Source organism: Escherichia sp. E1V33, assembly GCF_004211955.1.
Taxonomy (GTDB): domain Bacteria; phylum Pseudomonadota; class Gammaproteobacteria; order Enterobacterales; family Enterobacteriaceae; genus Escherichia.
The window spans coordinates 54,998-79,749 of the sequence record NZ_RHJI01000020.1 but is presented as its reverse complement, the minus strand read 5'-3'; the positions used below and the strand labels follow the sequence as shown (position 1 = coordinate 79,749).

The window sequence follows — 24,752 nt, the reverse complement described above, 5'->3', positions numbered from 1 at the left end:
AAAATAATTTTCCGAATGCGCAACATTCAACCAAATCAGCCTGAAACTGCCAGTTTTTCGAGCGTTTTGAAACCGTAACGCTGTAAAACGGGCAATAATTGTTCAGCCTCTGGCGTCATGGCCATGCAAAAGGCAATGTTCGCATCGGCAGATTTTGCCTCAGGAGCTTCATGTTCCAGCAGCCAGGCCGTTCGGCGGGCAATCGCAGCGCCTGAATCCACCAGTCGGGTTCCCTCTGGCAGCACCTGTAACAGTTCTTCTTGTAATAGAGGAAAGTGGGTACACCCCAGAACAACGGTATCTGGTGGTTCTTTCATTCTTAACCATGGGCGTAGGATTCGTTTCAGCGCATCCAGAGAAATCTCTTCGCCATGCAGCTTCGCTTCAGCCAGCTCAACCATCTCTGCCGAGCCCAGCATTTCTATCTGGCATTCATTAGCGAAACGCGCGATTAGCTCATGGGTATAAGAACGTTTTACCGTACCACGAGTTGCCAGCAACCCGACAATGCCATTAGCTGTCAGACGTGCCGCTGGCTTAATTGCAGGAACGACACCGACAACCGGGAACGCAAACTTCTCGCGTAATGCAGGAAGTGAGACGGTACTGGCGGTGTTGCAAGCCACAACAGCCAGCGCAAGGGGGTAACGCTCTTGCACCGCAGTGACAATTTCCACCACTCGCTCAACAATAAACTCTTCGTTTTTTTCGCCATAAGGGAAAGCGACGTTATCGAAAGCATAAATGTAATGGAGATCCGGCAAGAGATGCCGGATCTCGTCATAGACCGACAACCCACCGACGCCGGAGTCAAACACCAGCACGGTGGGACGTGGTTCAGAAGGTGTAGCTGCCAGACAAGGTGTATTCCCGTCCTGCAGTTTGGTAGCCATAGACTGTCTCATAATCTTTGTCGAACAGGTTGGCTATTTTACCACGAACTGTCAGATGAGAGGTGACCGGATATGCAACCGCAAGATCCCACAAGCTCACACCGCCCATTTTAACGGTTTGATAAGGATAAGATGAGTAATCCTTATCATAGCGAGTGCCTAAATACTGATAAGTAATACCCCAGTCGAAGTCATACAACTGCCAGTCGAGCTGGTATTTCACCTGCTGTTTAGCGCGGCGTAACAACGGTGCGTCGGTAATTGCGTTACGGGCATCAACATAATCGTAACTCACAGTATGCGTCAGTGGTCCGGTATCAAAATTGGCGGTCGCCTCGACACCTTTAATTCTCGCTTTCCCTTCGTTGTAATATTTCAGGATATGGTCGTCATAATCGATTAAGTCACTAACATCGTTACGATATCCGGAAATACGCCAGTTCACTCCTGCGGTTAAGCCTTCAAACGCGCCTTCCCACTGTTTGCTTTTCTCAGGGTCCAGATCCGGATTACCGTAGAAGCCGTACAGTTGCCCAAGATTAGGTGCCTTGTAGGATGTGCCATAAGAAGCGATAAAACGATAGCCTTCGATGAACTCCCATCCGGCGCTGGTTTGCCATGTTCCATGACGGCCAAACTGTGAGTTATCGTCGCTGCGTGCTGCGCCTTCAAAGGTAAAATCGCCGACTTGTTGCAGCCCGGTCAGATAGATGCCGGTATTACGTTGATCATATCCATCCTCAACGTAACCTGTACCCGGCGTCGTAGTCTGTTTCTGCCAGTCGACACCCGCACCAATACTACCGTGACCAACAATGACATTGTTTGCCCACTGGACGGTGTATTGCTTCATCTCATCGAGCGTCGCCGACGAATCATAACGACCATAATGCGGATCGTAGTTGTAATCTTTGCTATGGCTATAGCTGGTAATGAGTTGTGATTTTATCAGTTCGCCGTTATAGCGCAGCCCGGTATCCCAACTTTGACTATAGAGTTTACGGGTATCGACCAATGGTGAACCCGGAGAATAATACGCGTCATAATTGGTACGGTTATCATAGCCATAGCCGCGCACAAAACCGCTCCAGGCATCGGTAAAATTATGTTCCAGCGCACCATAAAGCGTTTTACTTAAGAAACCATCGTTATCAGGCTGCGCTTGCATTCCTGTATTGCCGTAAGCGACAACATCATAACCATGGGTATAAACATAATCGCCCAACAGGGTTACCCGAGTCTTATCCCCCAGTTGTTGCTGCGTAGAGACATCGTAGTTCTGATAACTATGGCTTCCCCACCCCGCTGAAATTTCCGTTCCGGGTTCATCACGCGTCGTAATGATATTAACCACCCCGCCTATTGCATCGGAACCATAAACGGCGGAGCGCGGCCCGCGGATATATTCTACACGCTGGACAAGTGCGATAGGGAATTGACTCAGATCGGCAGAACCACTCACCCCTGCCAGATTCAGGCGTACGCCATCAATTAACACCAACACATGACTGGCGTTTGTACCGCGAATAAAAATAGATGAGAGCTGACCTGAACCGCCGTTTTGGGTGATATCCACGCCAGGGAGACGGCGCAGCACATCATTGACCGAGGTCGACTGCCAGCGGTCGATATCCTGACGCGTCACAACGGTAGTTGGTGCAAGCACAGTGCTGCGCGGCTGTTCAAAACGGTTAGCAGTAACGACGAGAGTATCCGGGCTGGTATCCTGTGCCCAAGCAGAAAAGGCTGTGACGGAACACGCCGTCAGCAGCGAAGCTTTTTTAATCATTGTAAAGCATCCACAATAGAAGAAGGATGCCGCAGGTTTCACCGATAGTACGCGATGATGAGAACCAGATGCGACGTTGGCCGGCAGGTCTTCGGGCTTGGAGGGGTATCTAAGATACTAAGAGATGATGACTTCCCACCGAATGGCAGTGTCCGCATAACGCAATCATCGCACCTTTCCTTACCGCTGCGCGTCAGCTCCAGATTCGCACTGGATTCCCTATTAACTCACAGGACCGGCAAGTGGATGCTACAGGTTGTAACAAGTTGCTGTCCAGACGTAGCTCACAAATAGGAATTCATCAAGATCTGGACATCTGATGGGCAATCCCTACAATCGCCGCGTACTTTAATTTTTCAGGATACATCATGACCCCCGAACACCTTCCAACCGAGCAGTATGAAGCGCAGTTAGCCGAAAAAGTGGTACGTTTGCAAAGTATGATGGCACCATTTTCTGACCTGGTTCCGGAAGTGTTTCGCTCGCCGGTCAGCCATTACCGGATGCGTGCGGAGTTCCGCATCTGGCACGATGGCGATGACCTGTACCACATCATTTTCGATCAGCAAACCAAAAGCCGCATCCGCGTGGATAGCTTCCCCGCCGCCAGTGAACTTATCAACCAGTTGATGACGGCGATGATTGCGGGTGTGCGTAATAATCCTGTTCTACGCCACAAGCTGTTCCAGATTGACTACCTCACCACGCTGAGTAATCAGGCGGTGGTTTCCCTGCTGTACCATAAAAAGCTGGATGACGAATGGCGTCAACAGGCAGAAGCTCTGCGCGATGCGTTGCGCGCGCAAAATTTAAATGTGCATCTGATTGGTCGGGCAACGAAGACCAAAATCGAGCTGGATCAAGATTACATCGACGAACGTCTACCGGTCGCCGGAAAAGAGATGATCTACCGTCAGGTAGAAAACAGTTTCACCCAGCCGAACGCCGCGATGAATATTCAGATGCTGGAATGGGCACTGGACGTGACCAAAGGCTCAAAAGGTGATTTGCTGGAGCTGTACTGCGGCAACGGTAATTTTTCATTAGCGCTGGCGCGCAATTTTGATCGGGTCTTAGCGACAGAAATCGCCAAACCCTCGGTCGCCGCCGCACAGTACAACATTGCAGCTAACCATATTGATAACGTACAAATTATTCGTATGGCGGCAGAAGAATTTACTCAGGCGATGAATGGTGTACGCGAGTTTAACCGCCTGCAAGGGATCGACTTAAAGAGCTATCAGTGCGAAACCATTTTTGTCGACCCGCCGCGCAGCGGTCTGGACAGTGAAACCGAGAAAATGGTGCAGGCGTATCCGCGTATTTTGTACATCTCCTGTAACCCGGAAACGTTATGTAAGAATCTGGAAACATTAAGCCAGACGCACAAGGTTGAACGTCTGGCTCTGTTTGATCAATTCCCCTACACGCACCATATGGAGTGCGGCGTATTACTGACTGCGAAATAACAACCATGCCGGATGCGCCAGCATCCGGCATGATACCTGTTACTCTGCGACTTCCTGCTTACGGTTACGCATCTTCGCACCAATCCAGAACACCATAATGACGGACAGCACAGCCGGGAAGAAATTAGAACCGATATCCGGATATTCTGCACGAACCACCGTGCTATACAACAGAACGCCTAGAATAAAACAGGCAGCCGCCAGACCCGGCAAGCCAACCGGCATAGTGCGATTAAGATAACGTTGATGCAGGCAGTAAACTGTCAGCACCAGGGAAATAATCGGGAATACAGAAAACGGCACAATGGAGCTAAACAGCGCGGCGAAAGTACCATTAATCGATAAGCCAGCAACCAACGCCAGCAGCAGCGTACCTCTATCTTGATTTGCTTGTTTCATTACTCGTCCTTCACATTTCCCGGAATAATTGCGGTTTTCTCTTGTTCACGGCGATACCAGTAATAAGCCCCTTTCGAAATCATTCGTAGTTGCAGTACCAGTCGCTCTTCTAATTGCCGACGTTGTTCGACGCCAACATCCAAAGCCTCGGCACCCGCACTGAAGACAATCGTCACCATTGCTTCGGCTTGCGCTTCAGTAAACGCGCGAGGCATATGGTTTTCGAGTTCAAGATAGTCCGCAAGTTCCGCAATGAAGTGCTGAATTTCACGCGCAACAGCGGCACGAAACGCGGCGGAGGTGCCGGAGCGTTCCCGCAATAATAACCGGAAGGCGTTAGGATTATTACCGATGAACTCCATAAATGTAGATACCGAGGTGCGGATCACACTCCCGCCTTTAGCGATACGCTGACGCGCCTGGCGCATAAGCTGACGCAGCATCAAACCACTCTCGTCAACCATGGTCAGGCCAAGTTCGTCTACGTCGCGGAAATGCCGATAAAAAGAGGTGGGAGCAATGCCCGCTTCACGCGCCACTTCACGCAAACTCAGGCTGGCGAAGCTGCGTTCAGCACTTAATTGGCTAAATGCGGCTTCTACCAGCGAACGTCGGGTTTTTTCTTTTTGCTGCGCTCTTACGCCCATCACGATGTCTGAATCCTTGCCAAAAGTACTGCTGGCACTATACCAGAGAATGAACATACTGGATTGCTCCAGTGTTGTGAATGAACGGTAACGCAATAAAACATATTTACTGCAATTCTTTGGCCGGTTCTTTTACGTACAACAACGCCAGCATCGACAGCAACGTGCCTCCACCCAGATACCACGCCGGAGCCGTCAAACTATCCAGCAACACGATGGATTGCGTGGCGAAATATTGCGCAAAACCGCCAAAGATTGCCACACCAATGCTATAAACCAGCGCAAAACCTAATGCCCGAATCCGTTTCGGCAACAGTTCGGAAATCAGCAACATTACCGGTACCCCACCAAGCGTGGTAAAGCTGACCATCACGAAAACGACCGTCAGCAACATACCGGGACTGGGGTAATTCACCAATAGCCAGAACGAAGGCCAGCTACAGATCAGCACCATCACACGAGAGATTAAAATCAGCTTTTTACGCCCGACCGAATCACATAGCATCCCCACAAGCAGCGCACCCACAAACGTAATAACGCCCGCCAGTAACATCGCTGCATGAGAATAGTTTTGATTCATTCCTAAATACTTCGCCGCCCATGTACCGTAATAAAAGAGGGAGATATAGGTTGCGACCGTGCTACCAATAGCGAGTAAAACGCCGTTAACGATAGTTGCTTTATGTTGCAGGAGCAGAGAGAACGCGCTTTCGCTGGCAGCGGCTTTTTTATTGTGTACAGGTTCAGGCACATCATTTTCCAGGCTCAGACGCAGCCAGCAACCGATGGGCGCTAAAAGCACACCAATAAAAAATGGCACACGCCAGCCCCATTCGGCCATTACGGTTTCTGAACCGGTCGCAAAGGGCAGCCATGCACTTAAACCTAAAGCGACAACACCCCCAAAAGTTGTTGCCAGGCCCTGGGTCGCCAGCGACCAACTGCTGTAAAAACCGCGACGATTTACCGGGGCCGACTCCACCAGAAGCGACATTGAAGCCCCGACTTCACCACCTGCCGCAACGCCCTGAATCAAACGCGCCAGTACCAGAGTTGCGGTTCCCCAATAGCCCGCCGTTTCATACGTCGGTGCGATGCCGATCATCAGTGTACCGAGGCTCATCAGGGCAATGGTGAACACCATCGCGGGTTTGCGTCCGAAACGATCGGCCCAGGCCCCGACGATAATTCCACCAAGCGGGCGCATAAAAAAGCTCACGCCGAAAGTGGCAAATGCCAGCAGTAGCGCGACGTTTTTATCAGCACTGGGTGGGAAGAAAAGCGTACTGATATAGACCACAAAAAAGTTGTAAACGCCAAAATCAAAAAATTCGAGTGCATTGCCAAACGCCGAAGCAAAAATCACCCGCTTACCGCTGGGCTTTTTCTTCACAATCACGCTTCCATTTACGATCACCGTCATTCCATGTTCCTTGCCAAAAAGTGTTGTTGTGTGTTGTTTTATTTATTGCAGCCAGGCTTCTACCAGTGCGCCCCAGTAGCTGCTTGCCGGGACCAAACTTTGATCGTTGAAGTCGTAGCCCGGGTTATGCACCATGCATGCCCCTTCCCCGACATCGCCATTACCGAACAGCAAAAAAGCGCCTTTCGGCTGGGCTTCCAGCATGAAAGAGAAATCTTCACTGCCCATCAGAGGCTTGATGCCAAACTCGGCCCGCTCTTCACCAAACGTTTTACACGCCACCTGCCAGGCGAAGCGCGCCATCTCCTCGTCATTCACTAATACCGGTGTACCGTTAACATGCGTCACATCAGCAGTAGCGCCAAAGCTGGCAGCCTGGGCTTGTGCCAGAGCAGGAATACGGGTCAGAAGAAGTTGTCGGGTATCGCGGCTAAGAGAGCGGACGCTGATTTTCATCTCAGCACTGTCAGGAATGACGTTAGCCGCCTCCCCTGCAACAATGCTGCCAACGGTAATTACCGCCGCTTCCAGCGGATCGACATTGCGCGCCACAATGCTTTGTAATGCGGTAGTGATATGTGCCGCGACCAGCACCGGATCGATGGCTTTGTGCGGAATTGCGCCATGCCCTCCACAACCACGAACAGTGATGTGGAACTGATCCATTGACGCCATTAACGCCCCAGGCTGGAAGAAAAACTTGCCAACCGGCAAGCCCGGCATGTTGTGCATGCCGAAAATCACATCGCAGGGGAAGTGGTCAAAAAGACCTTCTTTGACCATAATCTCGCCGCCGTTAATCATCTCTTCCGCAGGCTGGAAGATAAGACGTAACGTGCCGTTAAAACGACGAGTTTCGGCAAGATAACGCGCGGCCCCCAGCAGTATGGTGGTATGCCCGTCATGCCCGCAGGCGTGCATTAAACCAGGATGTTTACTGGCCCAGGGCTTGCCACTATTTTCATAAATTGGCAGCGCATCCATATCCGCCCGCAGGCCAATACTTTTCTCTCCGTCGCCCACTTTTAACGTGGCCACTATCCCCGTCGTCGCCAGTCCTTGCTCTACTTCATAGCCCCACTGACGCAGCTTTTCCGCAACCAAAGCACTGGTTTTAAATTCTTGTAATCCCAGCTCCGGGTTTTCGTGGATTTGGTGGCGGATCTCGCGCAACTCTTCCGCAAACCCACGAATGTAGTGTTCGATCATCGGTTATTCCTTTATTCACTTATAAACAGGTTAATTAACGGATTTTATTGATGGTATAAATATAAATAACGCATCAATATAAAATATTTATATGTTTGTTTTATAAGAAGATTTCATAAAGACAATAACAAAAAAGCACGCTTCGGCAAGATAAAACTATCAGCCATAATAAAAAGCGATTAATAGTGAATAAATGGGTTAAGAAGGAGGCAGACAAAGCAAAGGCCGCTCACGCTATAGCCAGATTAATGACGGGGATCAATTGGCTTACCCGCGATAAAATGTTACCATTCTGTTGCTTTTATGTATAAGAACAGGTAAGCCCTACCATGCCACATTCCTACGATTACGATGCCATAGTAATAGGTTCCGGCCCCGGCGGCGAAGGCGCTGCAATGGGCCTGGTTAAGCAAGGTGCGCGCGTCTCAGTTATCGAGCGTTATCAAAATGTTGGCGGCGGTTGCACCCACTGGGGCACCATCCCGTCGAAAGCTCTTCGTCACGCCGTCAGCCGCATTATAGAATTTAATCAAAACCCACTTTACAGCGACCATTCGCGACTACTCCGCTCTTCTTTTGCCGATATCCTTAACCATGCCGATAACGTGATAAATCAACAAACGCGCATGCGTCAGGGATTTTACGAACGTAATCACTGCGAAATATTGCAGGGGAATGCCCGCTTCGTTGACGAGCACACGCTGGCGCTGGACTGCCCGGACGGCACGGTCGAAACGTTAACCGCAGAAAAATTTGTCATAGCCTGCGGCTCACGCCCTTATCATCCAGCAGACGTCGATTTTACCCATCCGCGCATTTACGACAGCGATTCGATTCTTAGTATGCATCACGAACCGCGCCATGTGCTTATTTATGGTGCAGGGGTGATCGGCTGTGAATACGCATCGATCTTCCGTGGCATGGATGTGAAAGTAGATCTGATCAATACCCGCGATCGTCTGCTGGCGTTTCTTGATCAGGAGATGTCAGATTCTCTCTCTTATCACTTCTGGAACAGTGGCGTAGTGATTCGTCACAACGAAGAGTACGAGAAGATTGAAGGCTGTGACGACGGTGTGATCATGCATCTGAAGTCGGGTAAAAAACTGAAAGCCGACTGTCTGCTCTATGCCAACGGCCGCACCGGTAATACCGATTCGCTGGCGTTACAGAACATTGGGCTGGAAACTGACAGTCGCGGACAGCTGAAGGTCAACAGCATGTATCAGACCGCGCAGCCGCACGTTTACGCGGTGGGCGATGTGATTGGCTATCCGAGCCTGGCTTCAGCGGCCTATGACCAGGGGCGCATCGCCGCGCAGGCGCTGGTGAAAGGTGAAGCCACCGCGCATCTGATTGAGGATATCCCGACGGGGATCTACACCATTCCAGAAATCAGCTCCGTGGGCAAAACCGAACAGCAGCTGACCGCGATGAAAGTGCCGTATGAAGTGGGCCGCGCCCAGTTTAAACATCTGGCTCGCGCACAAATCGTCGGTATGAACGTGGGTACGCTGAAAATTTTGTTCCATCGGGAAACGAAAGAGATTCTGGGGATCCATTGCTTTGGTGAGCGCGCTGCCGAAATTATTCATATCGGTCAGGCGATTATGGAACAGAAAGGTGGCGGCAACACTATTGAATACTTCGTCAACACCACCTTTAACTACCCGACCATGGCGGAAGCCTATCGGGTAGCGGCATTAAACGGCTTAAACCGCCTGTTTTAACGCTTTATCGAAATGGCCATCCATTCTTGCGCGGATGGCCTCTGCCAGCTGCTCATAGCGGCTGCGCAGCGGTGAGCCTGGACGATAAACCAAGCCAATGGTACGACGTGGTTCCGGCTTAATGCACGGCAGATAAACCACACCATCGCGTTTGCGTTCTGGCGGTACAGCCAGCGCAGGCAGTAAAGTGATCCCGCTACCTGCGGCCACCATGTTGCGCAGCGTCTCCAGACTGGTCGCGCGGAAGTGGGTATCTTCATCCGCTCCAGCTTCAAAGCAGAAACCCATGGCCTGATCGCGCAGACAGTGACCATCTTCCAGCATCAGCAGTTTTTCCCCTGCCAGATCGGCCATCGGCACACATTCGCGATTAGCCCACGGGTGATCTTCATAGACTGCCAACAGCATGGGTTCATCAAACAACGGCACTTCAATGAATGCTTCGCTCTCTTTCACCAGCGCGAGGATCACGCAGTCGAGTTTGCCACTGTCCAGTTGCGCCAGTAACTGATGGGTCTGCGCTTCATGCAGATACATTTCCAGCTTCGGAAAGGTCTGGTGCAGCATCGGGATAATATGCGGCAGCAGGTAAGGCCCAACCGTTGGAATCAAACCAATATGCAGCGGCCCGGACATTGTCTCGCCCTGCTGGCTTGCCATCTCTTTAAGGACTTTCACCTCGCGCAGCACGGTACGCGCCTGATCCACCAGTAGCATTCCCGCCTGGGTGAATAACACTTTACGGCTGGTCCGCTCCAGCAACATCACGCCCAGCTCATCTTCCAGCTTACGAATTTGCCCACTCAAGGTTGGCTGGCTGACGTGGCAGGAATCTGCCGCACGGCGAAAATGGCGGTGCTCGGCCAGTGCCACCAGGTACTCAAGATCACGAATATTCATTATCCATCCTCCATCGCCACGATAGTTCATGGCGATAGGTAGCATAGCAACGAACGATTATCCCTATCAAGCATTGTGACTGATAATTGCGCGCAGAAACGGAGCGGCACCTCTTTTAACCCTTGAAGTCACTGCCCGTTTCGAGAGTTTCTCAACTCGAATAACTAAAGCCAACGTGAACTTTTGCGGATCTCCAGGATCCGCTTTTTTTTATTCTACAGGCCCACAGCAAAAGAGCCTGATAGTAACGGTTACTCAATGCGATCTTTGACAATAAAGAAGTAACACAGTGCACCAGTGAAGGTCACACAGGCGGCGATAACCAGTGCCAGATTAAACGAATGCGTAGTATCCACTACCCAACCGGTTACGATCGGGGCAAAGGAAGCAAAGACAAAACTGCCAAAGTTTTGAATACCGGCGATGGAAGCCACTTTTGTTTCAGACACCATCACCTGAACCAGTCCCCATGCAGATGTTCCCGCGAAATGCACACAGAACAGTGCCATTGAGATAAACGCCACCGCTTGCGTTGGTGAGGAAGATTGCACTACCAGCAACGTGCCTAATGCCGACATCATCAAACCGCAGACAATAGCCGTTTTACGCGTCTTCGCCAGGTCGTAGCCTTTTTTCGCCAGCCGATCGACAACAATACCGTTAACCCACATTCCGACTGCCGCTGCGAGGAAAGGAATCGCTGCCACCCAACCCGTTTTTGCCAAACTGAAACCTTGCTCGGCCTGTAAATAACCGGGTAACCACGCGATGTAGAGCCAGCCTGTATAGTTGACGCCAGAGAAACCTAAAATCATCCCCCAGGTTGTCCGATGCTTAAACAGCGCCAGCCATTCACTAAATTGCAGTTGTGGACGCGGTTTAACCGGTGCGGAGAGATACGTCCGTTCTTCCTCGGTCAGGACAAACTGCGCCCGATTGCGGTACCACGCGTACCAACAGATCCCAACCAGAATCCCCGCCACGCCGATAATGACAAACATCGCCCGCCAGCCCCACGCTAACTGCATCAGCACCAGAGCAGGAGGCGCAATAGCCTGACCGATAACGGTAGATGAATTAAAAATCCCCAACGCCGTGCCGCGTTCTTTTTGTGCATACCAGTCGGTGATGGATTTCACCCCCGCTGGCATAAATGGTGCTTCACCAATTCCCAGACCAATACGCATTAAAATAAAGTGGCTAAAAGAATTAACCATTCCTGTTAATGCCTGCATTAATGACCAGAATATTAAGCCTGCGCCTAAAACTATTCGTGGGCCAAAGCGGTCTAGCAAAATACCGGAAGGAAGTTGTGAAAAACCATAAGACAGAGAAAATGCAGAAAGCAAAAAACCAAACTCTGTCGCCGATAATCCTAGCTCGCCACGAATCGCTTCGCCTGCCACGCTCAATGACGAACGGTCGAGAAAATTAACAATCCCCGCCATAAATAATAAAACCAGCGTCACTGTCTGAATACGACGGATCCGTTGCGGTTTATTACCCGCAACACTGGTTGACACATCAACGTCCATTTTTAGCTCCTTGAGCGGAATTAATCGATTTGATGACTATTCAGAAAATAATTAAGCGAACCGTTATTACCAGTTCCACAATGTGCCATCTTCCAGTCGTGCGACGGGGAGATACGCCGGGTCATACGGATATTTCGCCGCCAGTTTCTCATCGAAAGAAATACCCAGCCCCGGTTCATCGCCTGGGTGCATATAACCTTCATCGAAGCGCCAGCTGTGCGGGAAGACTTCAAGCATTTGTTCGGAATAGCCCATGTACTCCTGAACGCCAAAATTTGGTACCCATAGGTCAAAATGCAGCGCCGCCGCATGACAAACAGGCGATAAATCTGAAGGGCCGTGCGAACCGGTACGTACCTGATAAAGCGATGCAAAATCGGCAATCCGCCGCATCCCGGTAATGCCGCCTGCATGGGTAATCGTCGTGCGAATATAGTCAATTAGCTGCTCTTCGATTAACTGCTTGCAGTCCCAGATGCTATTAAACACTTCGCCGACCGCAATCGGGGTCACGGTATGTTGGCGCATCAAACGGAAACACGCCTGATTCTCGGCAGGTGTTGGATCTTCCATCCAGAACAGGCGGTAATCCTCAATGCTCTTCCCAAAGCGCGCCGCTTCGATGGGGGTCAGGCGATGGTGCATGTCATGCAACAGATGTTCGTTAAAACCGAACTTATTACGCACCGCTTCAAATAACTTCGGCGTAAAATCGAGATACTTTTCTGAAGACCACAACTGTTCTTCCGGCCACAGGCCTTTGGTTGCCGGTTCGTACGCCAGTCCTTTGCCCTTCGCCAGGCCATAAGTAGTTTGCATACCCGGTACACCGCACTGCACACGAATCGCCTTAAAGCCCATCTGCTGGTGCTTTGCGTAGTCTTCAAGGACTTCATCAATCGTGCGCCCGGTGGTGTGGCAATAAACCATCACGCCTTCACGAGAAGCACCACCAAGCAGTTGATATAATGGCATATTTGCCGCTTTAGCTTTGATATCCCACAACGCCATATCAATGGCAGAAATGGCTGACATCGTGACGGGGCCACGTCGCCAGTAAGCACCTTTATAAAAGAATTGCCAGATATCTTCGATACGACTGGCATCGCGGCCAATTAATTGTTGGCAAAGATGATCTTTCAGATAAGAAGCGACCGACAATTCGCGACCATTTAACGTGGCATCTCCCAATCCACAAAGTCCGCTTTCAGTGGTTATTTTAAGCGTAACGAAATTACGCCCGGGACAAGTAACAAAAACATCCGCAGCAATAATTTTCATTATTGCAATCTCCTGTGTTGTAAATAGACGCTTCAAACTTAAATTTACGCCTACTACCATACAAGAGAGAAAGAGCGATTATTCAACCGTGATCACATTAAAAACAAAAATTTCCGCAGAGGAACAAAAATACCCTCAAAAATCACCTGAATAATTAACCATCATCGTTAAAACAACACGTTAAATAATCACATAACAAACTCCATTAATCTTAAAAATGAGCAGAGCAATAGAAATTAATTATATTAAATTAATTAAAATGTGTATTGCTTAATGTATTTAAAAAATTTTTTATGCGAGGAGCGAACGTAAAAGAAGGCTCTGGAATAAAAAGGAATGTGACAAATAATGGTTCTGGTTGGGCGTTAAATTTAAGGTCACCAGAATGCTGACAAATTTCTGCCTGATGCGGCGTAAACGCCTTCTCCGCCTACGTAGTGTCGCTAGTTTGTAGGCGTGATAAGCGAAGCGCATGAGGTAAGCTCCCCATTTTCAGGGGAGTAATATAAACAAATTACTCTAACCGTGCCCTTGCAAAAGCAATCGCCTGTGCCACCTGCTGCGGTGAGACGCCGCCTTTTGCCGCACGCTTGTCGAGGCACGATTGCAGCGACAAAATCGGATAGACATCTTCGCCAATCACCGGGCTGAATTTCTGCAACTCGGCGAGCGGCAACTCCTCCAGCGGTTTGCCCTGACGAATGGCTTCCACCACCGCTTCACCCACAATATGGTGCGCCTCGCGGAACGGTACGCCTTTCGCCACCAGATAATCAGCCAGTTCAGTGGCATTCGCGTAACCCTGCTGCGCCGCTTCCTGGCAACGCGGGCGTTTCACCTGAATCCCGTCCAGCACCAACGCCGCCATATGCAGGCAGTCCAGCCAGGTGTCGAGGGCGTCGAACAGGCCTTCTTTATCTTCCTGCATATCTTTGTTGTAGGCCAGCGGCAGGCCTTTCAGCGTCATCATCATGCCGGTTAACGCGCCCTGCACACGACCGCATTTACCGCGGATCAGCTCCAGCGCATCCGGGTTTTTTTTCTGCGGCATTAATGATGAACCGGAAGTCACGCGGTCAGAAAGCTCGACAAACCCCGCTTCGCCGGTGTTAAAGAAAATCAGATCTTCAGCAAAACGCGACAGATGCACCATGCCAATAGCGGCAGCGGACAGCAGTTCCAGCACATGATCGCGGTCAGAAACGCTGTCGAGGCTATTACGCGTTGCCGAAGCAAAGCCCAACCAGCCAGCTAACTGTTCACGGTCAATTTCATAGGCCGTTCCCGCCAGTGCGCCACAGCCTAACGGACTGACATCCAGACGCTTAAGCGCATCCTGCAAGCGGCTTTCATCACGCGCCAGCATCTCAACATACGCCAGGCACCAGTGCGCGAACGTCACCGGTTGGGCGCGTTGCAGGTGGGTATAGCCCGGCATCACCGCGTCCTGATTATTCTGCGCCGTCTCGACCAGAGCGGATTGCAGCTGACGGTTAGCCATCAGCAACTCGCTAACGGTATCTTTGCACCACAGTTTTAGATCGGTCGCAACCTGGTCATTACGGCTACGCCCGGTATGCAGCTTTTTGCCTAACTGGCCCACTTTGTCGATCAGTTTGCCTTCCACCCAGCTATGGATATCTTCGGCGTCGCTTTCAAGGATTTGTTGTGGTCTGGCGCGAACATCTTCCAGCAGCACGTTCAGCGCCTCTTCCAGTTGCGCCTGCTCTTCTGCGGTTAACACGCCTACCGTGACCAGGGCTTTGGACCAGGCCACAGAGCCAACAATATCCTGCTCCGCCAGACGGTAATCAAAGCGCAGTGAGTCGTTGAATTGTTTGAACCGTTGATCTGCTGCCTGGGTAAAACGCCCGCCCCAAAGTGCCATAACTCTGTTTCCTTATTTTGAAATTCAATGCCGAATAGCGATGCCTCCGGCCAACAAAACTCAAGCTAAAATCCGCGTACCAATAGGCATACCGTTAAACAGTGCCGGAAGCTGTTCCGCATGACGCCAGGAGGCGATATCTACAGGGCGGCCCAGCGTGCGCGCAGCATCCAGCGCCGCGTTCACTTTCACTATCATGCCGTCAGTAATAATGCCCTGCTCAATCAGTTGTTCTGCTTTCGCGGCGGTCATTTCGGCAATACGTTGCCCTTTACCGTCGAGAATGCCGCTGACGTCAGAGAGCAAAATCAGATCCGCGCCCAGCGTTGCCGCCAGCGCCGTCGCTGCCTGGTCAGCATTGACGTTCATCAGTTGCCCTTCGTCTGTCACGCCAATGGAGCTAACCACCGGCAGATAACCGTTTTCCAGCAATGTATTGATAAGCTTAGGCGAACCTGGCTGCGCCAGTCCAACATGGCCTAACTCTTCATCGAGCTGGGTCACTTTGGCGCTGTCGCCGTCACCGAGAAACAAACCTACGGCCGCAATCTGATGTTTCTTCGCCCACGCCAGCAGGGTTTTATTTGCCGTTCCCGCCAGTGCTCCGGTGATAATGTCTATCTGATCGGCAGGCGTCACCCGCAGGCCGTTTTTCTTTTTCACCGGCAGATTCAGCCCTTTCATTAGTTCATCCACCACGCAGCCGCCGCCGTGAACAATCACCAGCGGACGCTGATGTGACTCGCGATATTTCACCAGTGCGCTAAACAGACGCTCCAGCGCCTCTTCGCTATCCAGCAATACGCCGCCCAGTTTGATAATTAATGGATTCATCATTGCACCCTTAAATAAGAGACTGCGTTTGGGCATAGCCGAAACGAATATTGGCGCACTGTACCGCTTGTGCCGCCGCGCCTTTCAGTAAGTTGTCTTCGGTCGCCACGATAATCAGGTGCTCGCCCTGAACGGCAAACCCAATATCGCAGAACGGCAGCCCGACGACGTTTTTCAGCGCCGGAACGCCTTTGTCATACAGCCGCACCAGCGGTTGATGTGCATACGCCTGTTGTAACGCTTGCGCGACTTGTGCCGGGCTCACGCCCGGTTTCAGGCGGCAGGTAATGGTTTCCAGAATGCCGCGTGGGAAATTACCCAGATGCGGGGTGAAAATCACGTCAGCACCAAGATGCATGGCGATCTCCGGTTGATGGCGATGGGTAAAGACGCCATACGGTTGCAGGCTCACTTCACAAAAGCTGTTTGAAATGGCCGCTTTACGCCCTGCACCACTCACGCCGCTGATGGCGTTAATCACCGGCCACTGATTGAGGTCAAGAAGATTGGCATCAATCAACGGTTTCAGCGCCAGCTGCGCCGCCGTCGGATAACAGCCCGGCACCGCAATCAAGTTCGCTTCTTTTAATTTATTACCGCACCACTCCGCCAGACCGTAGGCTGCCTGTTCCAGCAGTTCCGGGTATTGATGGGTAAAGCCGTAATATTTTTCATAGAAGGCGGCGTCGTTAACACGAAACGCGCCAGAGAGGTCGAACACCACACAGCCTGCTTCGAGAAATTGCGGCGCTAAATCGTGGCTAACTTCATGGGCGGTGGCGAGAAACACCACGTCCACCCCTGGGCTAAACTCGCTGATATCCGACATCGGCTGTAACGGCAGATCAACGATGCCTTTGAGCTGCGGATGCAAATCGGAGATTAACTTTCCCGCATCATTGCTTTGCGCTGAGACAGTCAAAGCGGTTATGTTCATATGCGGATGGCGATTTACATAGGTCACTAGCTCTGCGCCAGCGTAACCGCTGGCACCCACAATCAGCGTATTCAACATCGGGGCTATTCACCTTCTTATGTCTGGTTGCCTGGTTAAACGTAAAACATTCACCTTACGGCTGGTGGGTTTTATTACGCTCAACGTTAGTGTATTTTTATTCACAATTACTGCATGAATATTGATACTATCATGACCAGAGGTGTGTCAACAATGAAAAACAAATTACCGCCATTTATCGAGATTTACCGCGCTCTGATTGCCACACCTTCAATAAGCGCTACGGAAGAGGCACTCGATCAAAGCAATGCAGATTTAATCACTCTTCTGGCGGGCTGGTTTAAAGATTTGGGCTTCAATGTGGAAGTACAGCCAGTGCCAGGAACGCGCAACAAATTTAATATGCTGGCAAGTTGCGGACAGGGTGCTGGCGGCTTGTTGCTGGCGGGGCATACCGATACGGTGCCGTTTGATGATGGGCGCTGGACGCGCGATCCGTTTACGCTGACGGAACACGACGGCAAGCTTTACGGCTTAGGCACCGCCGACATGAAAGGCTTCTTTGCGTTTATCCTCGATGCACTACGTGACGTCGACGTCACGAAACTGAAAAAGCCACTCTACATTCTGGCGACTGCCGATGAAGAAACCAGTATGGCCGGAGCGCGTTATTTTGCTGAAACCACCGCCCTGCGCCCGGATTGCGCCATCATTGGCGAACCAACGTCGCTGCAACCGGTACGCGCGCATAAAGGCCACATCTCAAATGCCATTCGAATTATGGGTCAATCGGGCCACTCCAGCGATCCGTCGCGCGGGGTTAACGCTATCGAACTGATGCACGACGCCATCGGCCATATTTTGCAATTGCGCGATAACCTGAAAGAACGCTATCACTATGAAGCGTTTACCGTGCCGTATCCCACGCTCAACCTCGGGCATATTCACGGTGGCGACGCCTCTAACCGTATTTGCGCTTGCTGCGAGTTGCATATGGACATTCGTCCGTTGCCTGGCATGACGCTCAACGAGCTTAACGGCTTGCTCAACGACGCGCTGGCTCCGGTGAGCGAACGCTGGCCGGGCCGTCTGACGGTCGAAGAGTTGCACCCACCGATCCCTGGCTATGAATGCCCACCGAACCACCAACTGGTTGAAGTAGTTGAGAAATTACTCGGCGCACAGACCGAAGTGGTGAACTACTGTACCGAAGCGCCGTTTATTCAAACGTTATGCCCGACGCTGGTTCTGGGGCCTGGCTCAATTAATCAGGCTCATCAGCCTGATGAATATTTGGAGACGAGGTTTATCAAGCCCACCCGTGAGCTGATCACCCAGGTAATCCACCATTTTTGCTGGCATTAAAACGTAGGCCGGATAAGGCGCTTGCGCCGCATCCGGCACTGTTGCCAAACTCCAGTGCCGCAATAATGTCGGATGCGATGCTTGCACATCTTATCCGATCTACAGTGACTCAAACGATGCTCAACCGTAGGCCGGATAAGGCGCTTGCGCCGCATCCGGCACTGTTGTCAAACTCCAGTGCCGCAATAATGTCGGATGCGATGCTTGCGCATCTTATCCGACCTACACCTTTGGTGTTATGTATGGTGATTTTTTAACATTCCCATAAGTTACGCTTATTTAAAGCGTCGTGAATTTAATGGCGTAAATTCCTGCTATTTATTCGTTTGCTGAAGCGATTTCGCAGCATTTGACGTCACCGCTTTTACGTGGCTTTATAAAAGACGACGAAAAGCAAAGCCCGAGCATATTCGCGCCAATGCGACGTGAAGGATACAGGGCTATCAAACGATAAGATGGGTATCTGGGGTCATATGAACGAACAATATTCCGCATTGCGTAGTAATGTCAGTATGCTCGGCAAAGTGCTGGGAGAAACCATCAAGGATGCGTTGGGAGAACACATTCTTGAACGCGTAGAAACTATCCGTAAGTTGTCCAAATCTTCACGCGCTGGCAATGATGCTAACCGCCAGGAGTTACTCACCACTTTACAAAATTTGTCGAACGACGAGCTGCTGCCCGTTGCCCGTGCGTTTAGTCAGTTCCTGAACCTGGCCAACACCGCCGAGCAATACCACAGCATTTCGCCGAAAGGCGAAGCTGCCAGCAACCCGGAAGTGATCGCCCGCACCCTGCGTAAACTGAAAAACCAGCCGGAACTGAGCGAAGACACCATCAAAAAAGCAGTGGAATCGCTGTCGCTGGAACTGGTCCTCACGGCTCACCCAACCGAAATTACCCGTCGTACACTGATCCACAAAATGGTGGAAGTGAACGCCTGCTTAAAGCAGCTCGATAACAAAGATATCGCCGACTACGAACACCACCAGCTGATGCGCCGCCTGCGTCAGTTGATCGCTCAGTCCTGGCATACTGATGAAATCCGTAAGCTGCGTCCAACTCCGGTTGATGAAGCCAAATGGGGCTTTGCCGTAGTAGAAAACAGCCTGTGGCAAGGCGTACCGAATTACCTGCGCGAATTGAACGAACAACTGGAAGAGAACCTCGGCTACAAACTGCCCGTCGAATTTGTTCCGGTACGTTTTACCTCGTGGATGGGCGGTGACCGCGACGGCAACCCGAACGTCACTGCCGATATCACCCGCCACGTCCTGCTGCTCAGCCGCTGGAAAGCCACCGATCTGTTCCTGAAAGATATTCAGGTTCTGGTTTCTGAACTGTCGATGGTTGAGGCCACCCCAGAACTGCTGGCGCTGGTTGGTGAAGAAGGTGCCGCAGAACCGTATCGCTATCTGATGAAAAACCTGCGTTCTCGCCTGATGGCGACACAGGCCTGGCTGGAAGCGCGTCTGAAAGGTGAAGAACTTCCGAAGCCGGAAGGTCTGCTGACGCAGAATGAAGAACTGTGGGAACCGCTCTACGCTTGCTACCAGTCACTTCAGGCGTGTGGTATGGGCATTATTGCTAACGGCGATCTGCTCGACACTCTGCGCCGCGTGAAATGTTTCGGCGTACCGCTGGTGCGTATTGATATTCGCCAGGAGAGCACTCGTCATACCGAAGCATTGGGCGAGCTGACCCGCTACCTCGGCATTGGCGACTACGAAAGCTGGTCAGAGGCCGACAAGCAGGCATTCCTGATCCGCGAACTGAACTCCAAACGCCCGCTGCTGCCGCGCAACTGGCAACCAAGCGCCGAAACGCGCGAAGTGCTTGATACCTGTCAGGTGATTGCCGAAGCGCCGCAAGGCTCCATTGCCGCCTACGTGATCTCGATGGCGAAAACGCCGTCCGACGTACTGGCAGTCCACCTGCTGCTGAAAGAAGCGGGTATCGGGTTTGCGATGCCGGTCGCACCGCTGTTTGAAACCCTTGATGACCTGAACAACGCCAACGATGTCATGACCCAGTTGCTGAATATCGACTGGTATCGCGGTCTGATTCAGGGCAAGCAGATGGTGATGATTGGCTATTCCGACTCAGCAAAAGATGCGGGTGTGATGGCGGCCTCCTGGGCGCAATATCAGGCACAGGACGCGTTAATCAAAACCTGCGAAAAAGCGGGCATTGAACTGACGCTGTTCCACGGTCGCGGTGGTTCCATTGGTCGCGGCGGTGCACCAGCCCATGCGGCGCTGCTGTCACAACCGCCAGGAAGCCTGAAAGGTGGCCTGCGCGTGACTGAACAGGGCGAGATGATCCGCTTTAAATATGGTCTGCCAGAAATCACCGTCAGCAGCCTGTCGCTTTACACCGGGGCGATTCTGGAAGCCAACCTGCTGCCACCACCTGAGCCGAAAGAGAGCTGGCGTCGCATTATGGATGAACTATCGGTCATCTCTTGCGATCTCTACCGTGGCTACGTGCGTGAAAACAAAGACTTTGTCCCTTACTTCCGCTCCGCTACGCCAGAACAGGAATTGGGCAAACTGCCGTTGGGTTCACGTCCGGCGAAACGTCGCCCAACCGGCGGTGTCGAATCTCTGCGCGCCATTCCGTGGATTTTTGCCTGGACGCAAAACCGCCTGATGCTCCCAGCCTGGCTGGGCGCGGGTACCGCACTGCAAAAAGTGGTGGAAGATGGTAAACAGAGCGAGCTGGAAGCCATGTGCCGCGACTGGCCATTCTTCTCAACGCGTCTGGGAATGCTGGAAATGGTCTTCGCCAAAGCAGACCTGTGGCTGGCGGAATACTATGACCAGCGCCTGGTAGACAAAGCTCTGTGGCCGTTAGGTAAAGAGTTGCGCAATCTGCAAGAAGAAGACATCAAAGTGGTGCTGGCAATTGCCAACGATTCCCATCTGATGGCCGATCTGCCGTGGATTGCCGAGTCTATTCAGCTACGAAATATATACACTGACCCGCTGAACGTACTGCAGGCAGAGTTGCTGCATCGTTCGCGCCTGGCAGAAAAAGAAGGACATGAGCCGGATCCCCGCGTCGAACAAGCGTTGATGGTCACTATTGCCGGAATTGCGGCAGGTATGCGTAATACTGGCTAACTTCCCTCCTCTATCAACCCTCGTGCTATAGCGCGAGGGTTTTCTGAAATACTTCTGTTCTAACACCTTCGTTTTCAATATATTTCTGTCTGCATTTCACCCAGATTCTGGATATCCCTTCAGATATCCTTAAGGTTTTGTCCTTACATTCGGCGCTATTATCCAAAACGGGTTCTTACTATGCATTCCACTGAAGTCCAGACTAAACCCATTTTTAGCTGGAAAGCCCTGGGTTGGGCACTGCTCTACTTTTGGTTTTTCTCTACCCTGTTACAGGCCATTATTTACATTAGCGGCTACAGCGGCACCAACGGCATTCGCGACTCGCTGCTGTTCAGTTCGCTATGGTTGATCCCAGTATTCCTCTTTCCGAAGCGGATTAAGTTTATCGCCGCGGTAATTGGTGTAATGCTATGGGCGGCTTCTCTGGCTGCATTGTGCTACTACGTCATATACGGTCAGGAGTTCTCGCAGAGCGTTCTGTTTGTGATGTTTGAAACCAACACCAACGAAGCCAGCGAGTACTTAAGCCAGTATTTCAGTCTGAAGATTGTGCTTATTGCCCTGGCCTATACGGCGGTGGCAATTTTGCTGTGGACGCGCCTGCGCCCGGTCTATATTCCAAAGCCGTGGCGTTATATCGTCTCTTTTGCCCTGCTTTATGGTTTGATTCTGCACCCTATCGCCATGAACACGTTTATCAAACACAAGCCGTTTGAGAAAACGTTGGATAACCTGGCATCACGCATGGAACCTGCTGCACCGTGGCAATTTCTGACTGGTTATTATCAGTATCGTCAGCAACTTAACTCACTGACGAAGCTACTGAATGAAAATAACGCGTTACCGCCACTGGCTAATTTCAAAGACGAATCGGGTAACGAACCGCGCACCTTAGTGCTGGTGATTGGCGAGTCGACCCAGCGTGGACGCATGAGCTTATATGGCTATCCGCGTGAAACCACGCCAGAACTGGATGCGCTGCATAAAACCGATCCGAACCTGACGGTGTTCAATAACGTGGTCACATCGCGTCCGTACACCATTGAAATCCTGCAACAGGCGCTGACCTTTGCCAACGAAAAGAACCCGGACCTGTATCTGACGCAGCCGTCGCTGATGAACATGATGAAACAGGCTGGTTATAAAACCTTCTGGATCACCAACCAGCAGACGATGACTGCCCGCAATACCATGCTGACGGTATTTTCGCGCCAGACCGACAAGCAGTACTACATGAACCAGCAACGTACGCAGAGTGCGCGTGAATACGACACCAACGTGCTGAAGCCGTTCCTGGAAGTGCTGAATGACCCGGCGCCGAAGAAACTGATCATCGTTCATCTGCTGGGTACGCATATCAAATACAAATACCGCTACCCGGAAAATCAGGGCAAATTTGATAGCAATACCGATCATGTTCCGCCAGGATTAAGCGCCGAAGAGCTGGAGTCATATAACGATTATGACAATGCTAACCTGTATAACGATCATGTGGTTGCCAGCCTGATTAAAGACTTTAAAGCAGCAGACCCGAACGGATTCCTGGTTTATTTCTCTGACCACGGTGAAGAGGTTTACGACACGCCGCCGCACAAAACTCAGGGGCGTAATGAAGACAACCCGACGCGCCACATGTACACCATTCCATTCCTGCTATGGACGTCAGAGAAATGGCAGGCCACACATCCGCGTGATTTCTCGCAGGATGTTGATCGTAAATACAGCCTGGCGGAGCTGATCCACACCTGGTCGGATTTGGCGGGCTTATCTTACGACGGTTACGATCCAACCCGTTCAGTGGTGAACCCGCAGTTCAAAGAAACCACCCGCTGGATTGGTAATCCGTATAAGAAAAATGCGCTGATCGACTACGACACGCTGCCGTATGGCGATCAGGTGGGGAATCAGTAATTATCAGCCAGGTGCTATTTGCCGGATGCGACGCTTGACGCGTCTTATCCGGCCTACAGATGGCTGGATAAGGCGTTTACGCCGCATCCGGCAATACAAGGCGACTGAAACTGGCGCAATGTTTACATCGAACTCCCCTCAGGCCACACTTTTCAGGTGGCCTTTTTTAATAATGCCAGTTACTGTTTTCCCGTCTACATACCTAAGGGAATAACATGTATCACGACGTCAGCTATCTGCTCTCCCGCCTGATCAACGGCCCGCTGTCCCTGCGCCAGATTTACTTTGCCAGCAGTAACGGCCCGGTGCCCGATCTTGCGTATCAGGTCGATTTTCCACGGCTGGAAATTGTGCTGGAAGGTGAGTTTGTTGATACCGGCGCTGGAGCAACGTTAGTTCCCGGCGATGTGCTGTACGTTCCTGCTGGTGGCTGGAATTTTCCACAATGGCAAGCCCCCGCCACTACCTTTAGCGTGCTGTTTGGCAAACAGCAACTCGGCTTCAGCGTCGTGCAATGGGATGGCAAACAATATCAAAATCTGGCGAAGCAACACGTCGCCCGACGCGGCCCACGCATAGGTTCTTTTCTGCTACAAACGCTCAATGAAATGCAAATGCAGCCGCAGGAGCAGCAAACGGCAAAGCTTATCGTCGCCAGCCTGCTTAGCCACTGCCGCGATTTGCTTGGTAGCCAAATCCAGACCGCCTCACGCAGCCAGGCATTATTCGAAGCTATTCGCGATTATATCGACGAACGCTATGCCTCCGCGCTTACCCGCGAATCTGTCGCACAGGCATTCTATATTTCGCCAAATTACCTCTCGCACCTGTTTCAAAAAACGGGGGCCATTGGTTTTAACGAATACCTGAATCACACGCGACTGGAGCACGCTAAGACGTTATTGAAAGGCTATGACCTGAAGGTAAAAGAAGTGGCGCACGCCTGCGGCTTTGTTGACAGCAACTACTTTTGCCGTCTGTTTCGTAAAAATACCGAACGCTCGCCGTCGGAATATCGTCGGCAGTACCACAGCCAACTGACAGAAAAACCGACTACTCCAGAATAAGATGGGTTTGCTGTGGCGCAGAAAGCACTTTGCGCACTGCGCTCATCACCCGCTGCGGCTCACGCAGGAACGCGTAGATGCTGCATTGCACATAGCGGCAATGTTCAAATCGCTCGGCACCGGCAAGCTCGATATCCGTAATCAACAGAGCAACATCCGCCCGACGGATATCCTCGTCCGCTAAACGATTCTCCGTTCCCAGCGCGCCCTGAGTTTCAATGCTGACTCCCCACTTCTCTAACAGGCACAACTTTTCCAGCCGTTCCGCCGCCATATAAGTATGCGCCACGCCGCTCACGCAGGCGGTTACTGCCACCAGGTATGCCATT

The 24,752-nt window shown here is 51.5% G+C and carries 19 protein-coding genes and 1 riboswitch; of the genes, 6 read left to right on the top strand and 13 right to left on the bottom strand.

Features of this window, described 5'->3' with window-relative positions:
• Nucleotides 1-35: 35 nt before the first annotated feature.
• Both murI and btuB read right to left on the bottom strand, forming a co-directional pair.
• Nucleotides 36-893: a glutamate racemase gene (gene murI, locus D9742_RS18490; protein WP_130237824.1), complete on the bottom strand. Its 858-nt coding sequence runs from the start codon at nt 891-893 to the stop codon at nt 36-38.
• The gene (gene btuB / locus D9742_RS18485; RefSeq protein WP_130237823.1) at nt 838-2,682 is read right to left on the bottom strand and encodes a TonB-dependent vitamin B12 receptor BtuB; all 1,845 of its coding nucleotides are present in this window, start codon (nt 2,680-2,682) and stop codon (nt 838-840) included. The genes murI and btuB overlap by 56 nt, the downstream gene beginning before the upstream one ends.
• Before the next feature lie 64 nt (nt 2,683-2,746).
• A riboswitch (cobalamin riboswitch) is annotated at nt 2,747-2,937 on the bottom strand.
• Nucleotides 2,938-3,050: 113 nt separating this feature from the next.
• Here btuB and trmA point away from each other — a divergent pair.
• Nucleotides 3,051-4,151: a tRNA (uridine(54)-C5)-methyltransferase TrmA gene (gene trmA / locus D9742_RS18480; protein WP_000187028.1), complete on the top strand. Its 1,101-nt coding sequence runs from the start codon at nt 3,051-3,053 to the stop codon at nt 4,149-4,151.
• A 39-nt stretch (nt 4,152-4,190) separates the two neighbouring features.
• Here the strand turns inward: trmA and D9742_RS18475 are convergent, their stop codons facing one another.
• From D9742_RS18475 to D9742_RS18460, 4 genes are all read right to left on the bottom strand, one after another.
• Entirely contained in the window at nt 4,191-4,550 is a 360-nt protein-coding gene (locus D9742_RS18475) for a YijD family membrane protein (RefSeq protein WP_000806411.1), read from the bottom strand.
• Nucleotides 4,550-5,200, bottom strand: coding sequence for an HTH-type transcriptional repressor FabR (gene fabR / locus D9742_RS18470; RefSeq protein WP_001309117.1), 651 nt, complete (start codon nt 5,198-5,200; stop codon nt 4,550-4,552). Before fabR ends, D9742_RS18475 begins: the two co-directional genes overlap by 1 nt.
• A 103-nt stretch (nt 5,201-5,303) precedes the next feature.
• Nucleotides 5,304-6,620 (bottom strand): citrate-proton symporter, encoded by a 1,317-nt coding sequence (locus tag D9742_RS18465; RefSeq protein WP_130237822.1) that lies wholly within the window; start codon nt 6,618-6,620, stop codon nt 5,304-5,306.
• 42 nt (nt 6,621-6,662) lie between these two features.
• On the bottom strand, nt 6,663-7,829 hold the full coding sequence (locus D9742_RS18460; RefSeq protein WP_130237821.1) for a M20 aminoacylase family protein: 1,167 nt from the start codon (nt 7,827-7,829) through the stop codon (nt 6,663-6,665).
• 329 nt (nt 7,830-8,158) lie between these two features.
• Here D9742_RS18460 and sthA point away from each other — a divergent pair, with 329 nt between their 5' ends.
• Nucleotides 8,159-9,559: a Si-specific NAD(P)(+) transhydrogenase gene (gene sthA / locus D9742_RS18455; RefSeq protein WP_130237820.1), complete on the top strand. Its 1,401-nt coding sequence runs from the start codon at nt 8,159-8,161 to the stop codon at nt 9,557-9,559.
• Here sthA and oxyR read toward each other — a convergent pair.
• The 6 genes from oxyR to argC all read right to left on the bottom strand — a co-directional run bounded on the left by oxyR (nt 9,542) and on the right by argC (nt 17,012).
• Nucleotides 9,542-10,459 carry a DNA-binding transcriptional regulator OxyR gene (gene oxyR / locus D9742_RS18450; protein ID WP_130237819.1) on the bottom strand — a complete coding sequence of 306 codons (918 nt, stop codon included), beginning with the start codon at nt 10,457-10,459 and terminating at the stop codon, nt 9,542-9,544. The genes sthA and oxyR overlap by 18 nt on opposite strands.
• Before the next feature lie 251 nt (nt 10,460-10,710).
• Entirely contained in the window at nt 10,711-11,994 is a 1,284-nt protein-coding gene (locus tag D9742_RS18445) for an MFS transporter (protein WP_130237818.1), read from the bottom strand.
• Between the two features lie 66 nt (nt 11,995-12,060).
• Nucleotides 12,061-13,275 carry a D-mannonate dehydratase ManD gene (manD, locus tag D9742_RS18440; RefSeq protein ID WP_130237817.1) on the bottom strand — a complete coding sequence of 405 codons (1,215 nt, stop codon included), beginning with the start codon at nt 13,273-13,275 and terminating at the stop codon, nt 12,061-12,063.
• Nucleotides 13,276-13,789: 514 nt separating this feature from the next.
• Complete coding sequence (gene argH / locus D9742_RS18430; RefSeq protein ID WP_130237816.1) at nt 13,790-15,163, bottom strand: argininosuccinate lyase; 1,374 nt, start codon at nt 15,161-15,163, stop codon at nt 13,790-13,792.
• Between the two features lie 60 nt (nt 15,164-15,223).
• A complete protein-coding gene (gene argB, locus D9742_RS18425) occupies nt 15,224-16,000 on the bottom strand; it encodes an acetylglutamate kinase (RefSeq protein WP_130237815.1) in 777 nt (258 codons plus the stop codon).
• A 7-nt stretch (nt 16,001-16,007) separates the two neighbouring features.
• Nucleotides 16,008-17,012, bottom strand: coding sequence for an N-acetyl-gamma-glutamyl-phosphate reductase (argC, locus tag D9742_RS18420; RefSeq protein WP_130237814.1), 1,005 nt, complete (start codon nt 17,010-17,012; stop codon nt 16,008-16,010).
• Nucleotides 17,013-17,165: 153 nt separating this feature from the next.
• On the opposite strand from argC, the gene argE reads away from it, so the two are divergent.
• From argE to D9742_RS18400, 4 genes are all read left to right on the top strand, one after another.
• Nucleotides 17,166-18,317 carry an acetylornithine deacetylase gene (argE, locus tag D9742_RS18415; protein ID WP_130237813.1) on the top strand — a complete coding sequence of 384 codons (1,152 nt, stop codon included), beginning with the start codon at nt 17,166-17,168 and terminating at the stop codon, nt 18,315-18,317.
• A gap of 473 nt (nt 18,318-18,790) precedes the next feature.
• Nucleotides 18,791-21,442 carry a phosphoenolpyruvate carboxylase gene (ppc, locus tag D9742_RS18410; RefSeq protein WP_130237812.1) on the top strand — a complete coding sequence of 884 codons (2,652 nt, stop codon included), beginning with the start codon at nt 18,791-18,793 and terminating at the stop codon, nt 21,440-21,442.
• 180 nt (nt 21,443-21,622) lie between these two features.
• Nucleotides 21,623-23,356, top strand: coding sequence for a phosphoethanolamine transferase CptA (locus tag D9742_RS18405; protein WP_130237811.1), 1,734 nt, complete (start codon nt 21,623-21,625; stop codon nt 23,354-23,356).
• Nucleotides 23,357-23,571: 215 nt separating this feature from the next.
• On the top strand, nt 23,572-24,423 hold the full coding sequence (locus D9742_RS18400; protein ID WP_062893134.1) for an AraC family transcriptional regulator: 852 nt from the start codon (nt 23,572-23,574) through the stop codon (nt 24,421-24,423).
• Here D9742_RS18400 and D9742_RS18395 read toward each other — a convergent pair.
• Nucleotides 24,410-24,751 (bottom strand): PTS fructose-like transporter subunit IIB, encoded by a 342-nt coding sequence (locus D9742_RS18395; RefSeq protein WP_000323846.1) that lies wholly within the window; start codon nt 24,749-24,751, stop codon nt 24,410-24,412. The genes D9742_RS18400 and D9742_RS18395 overlap by 14 nt on opposite strands.
• Between the last annotated feature and the right edge of the window lies 1 nt (nt 24,752).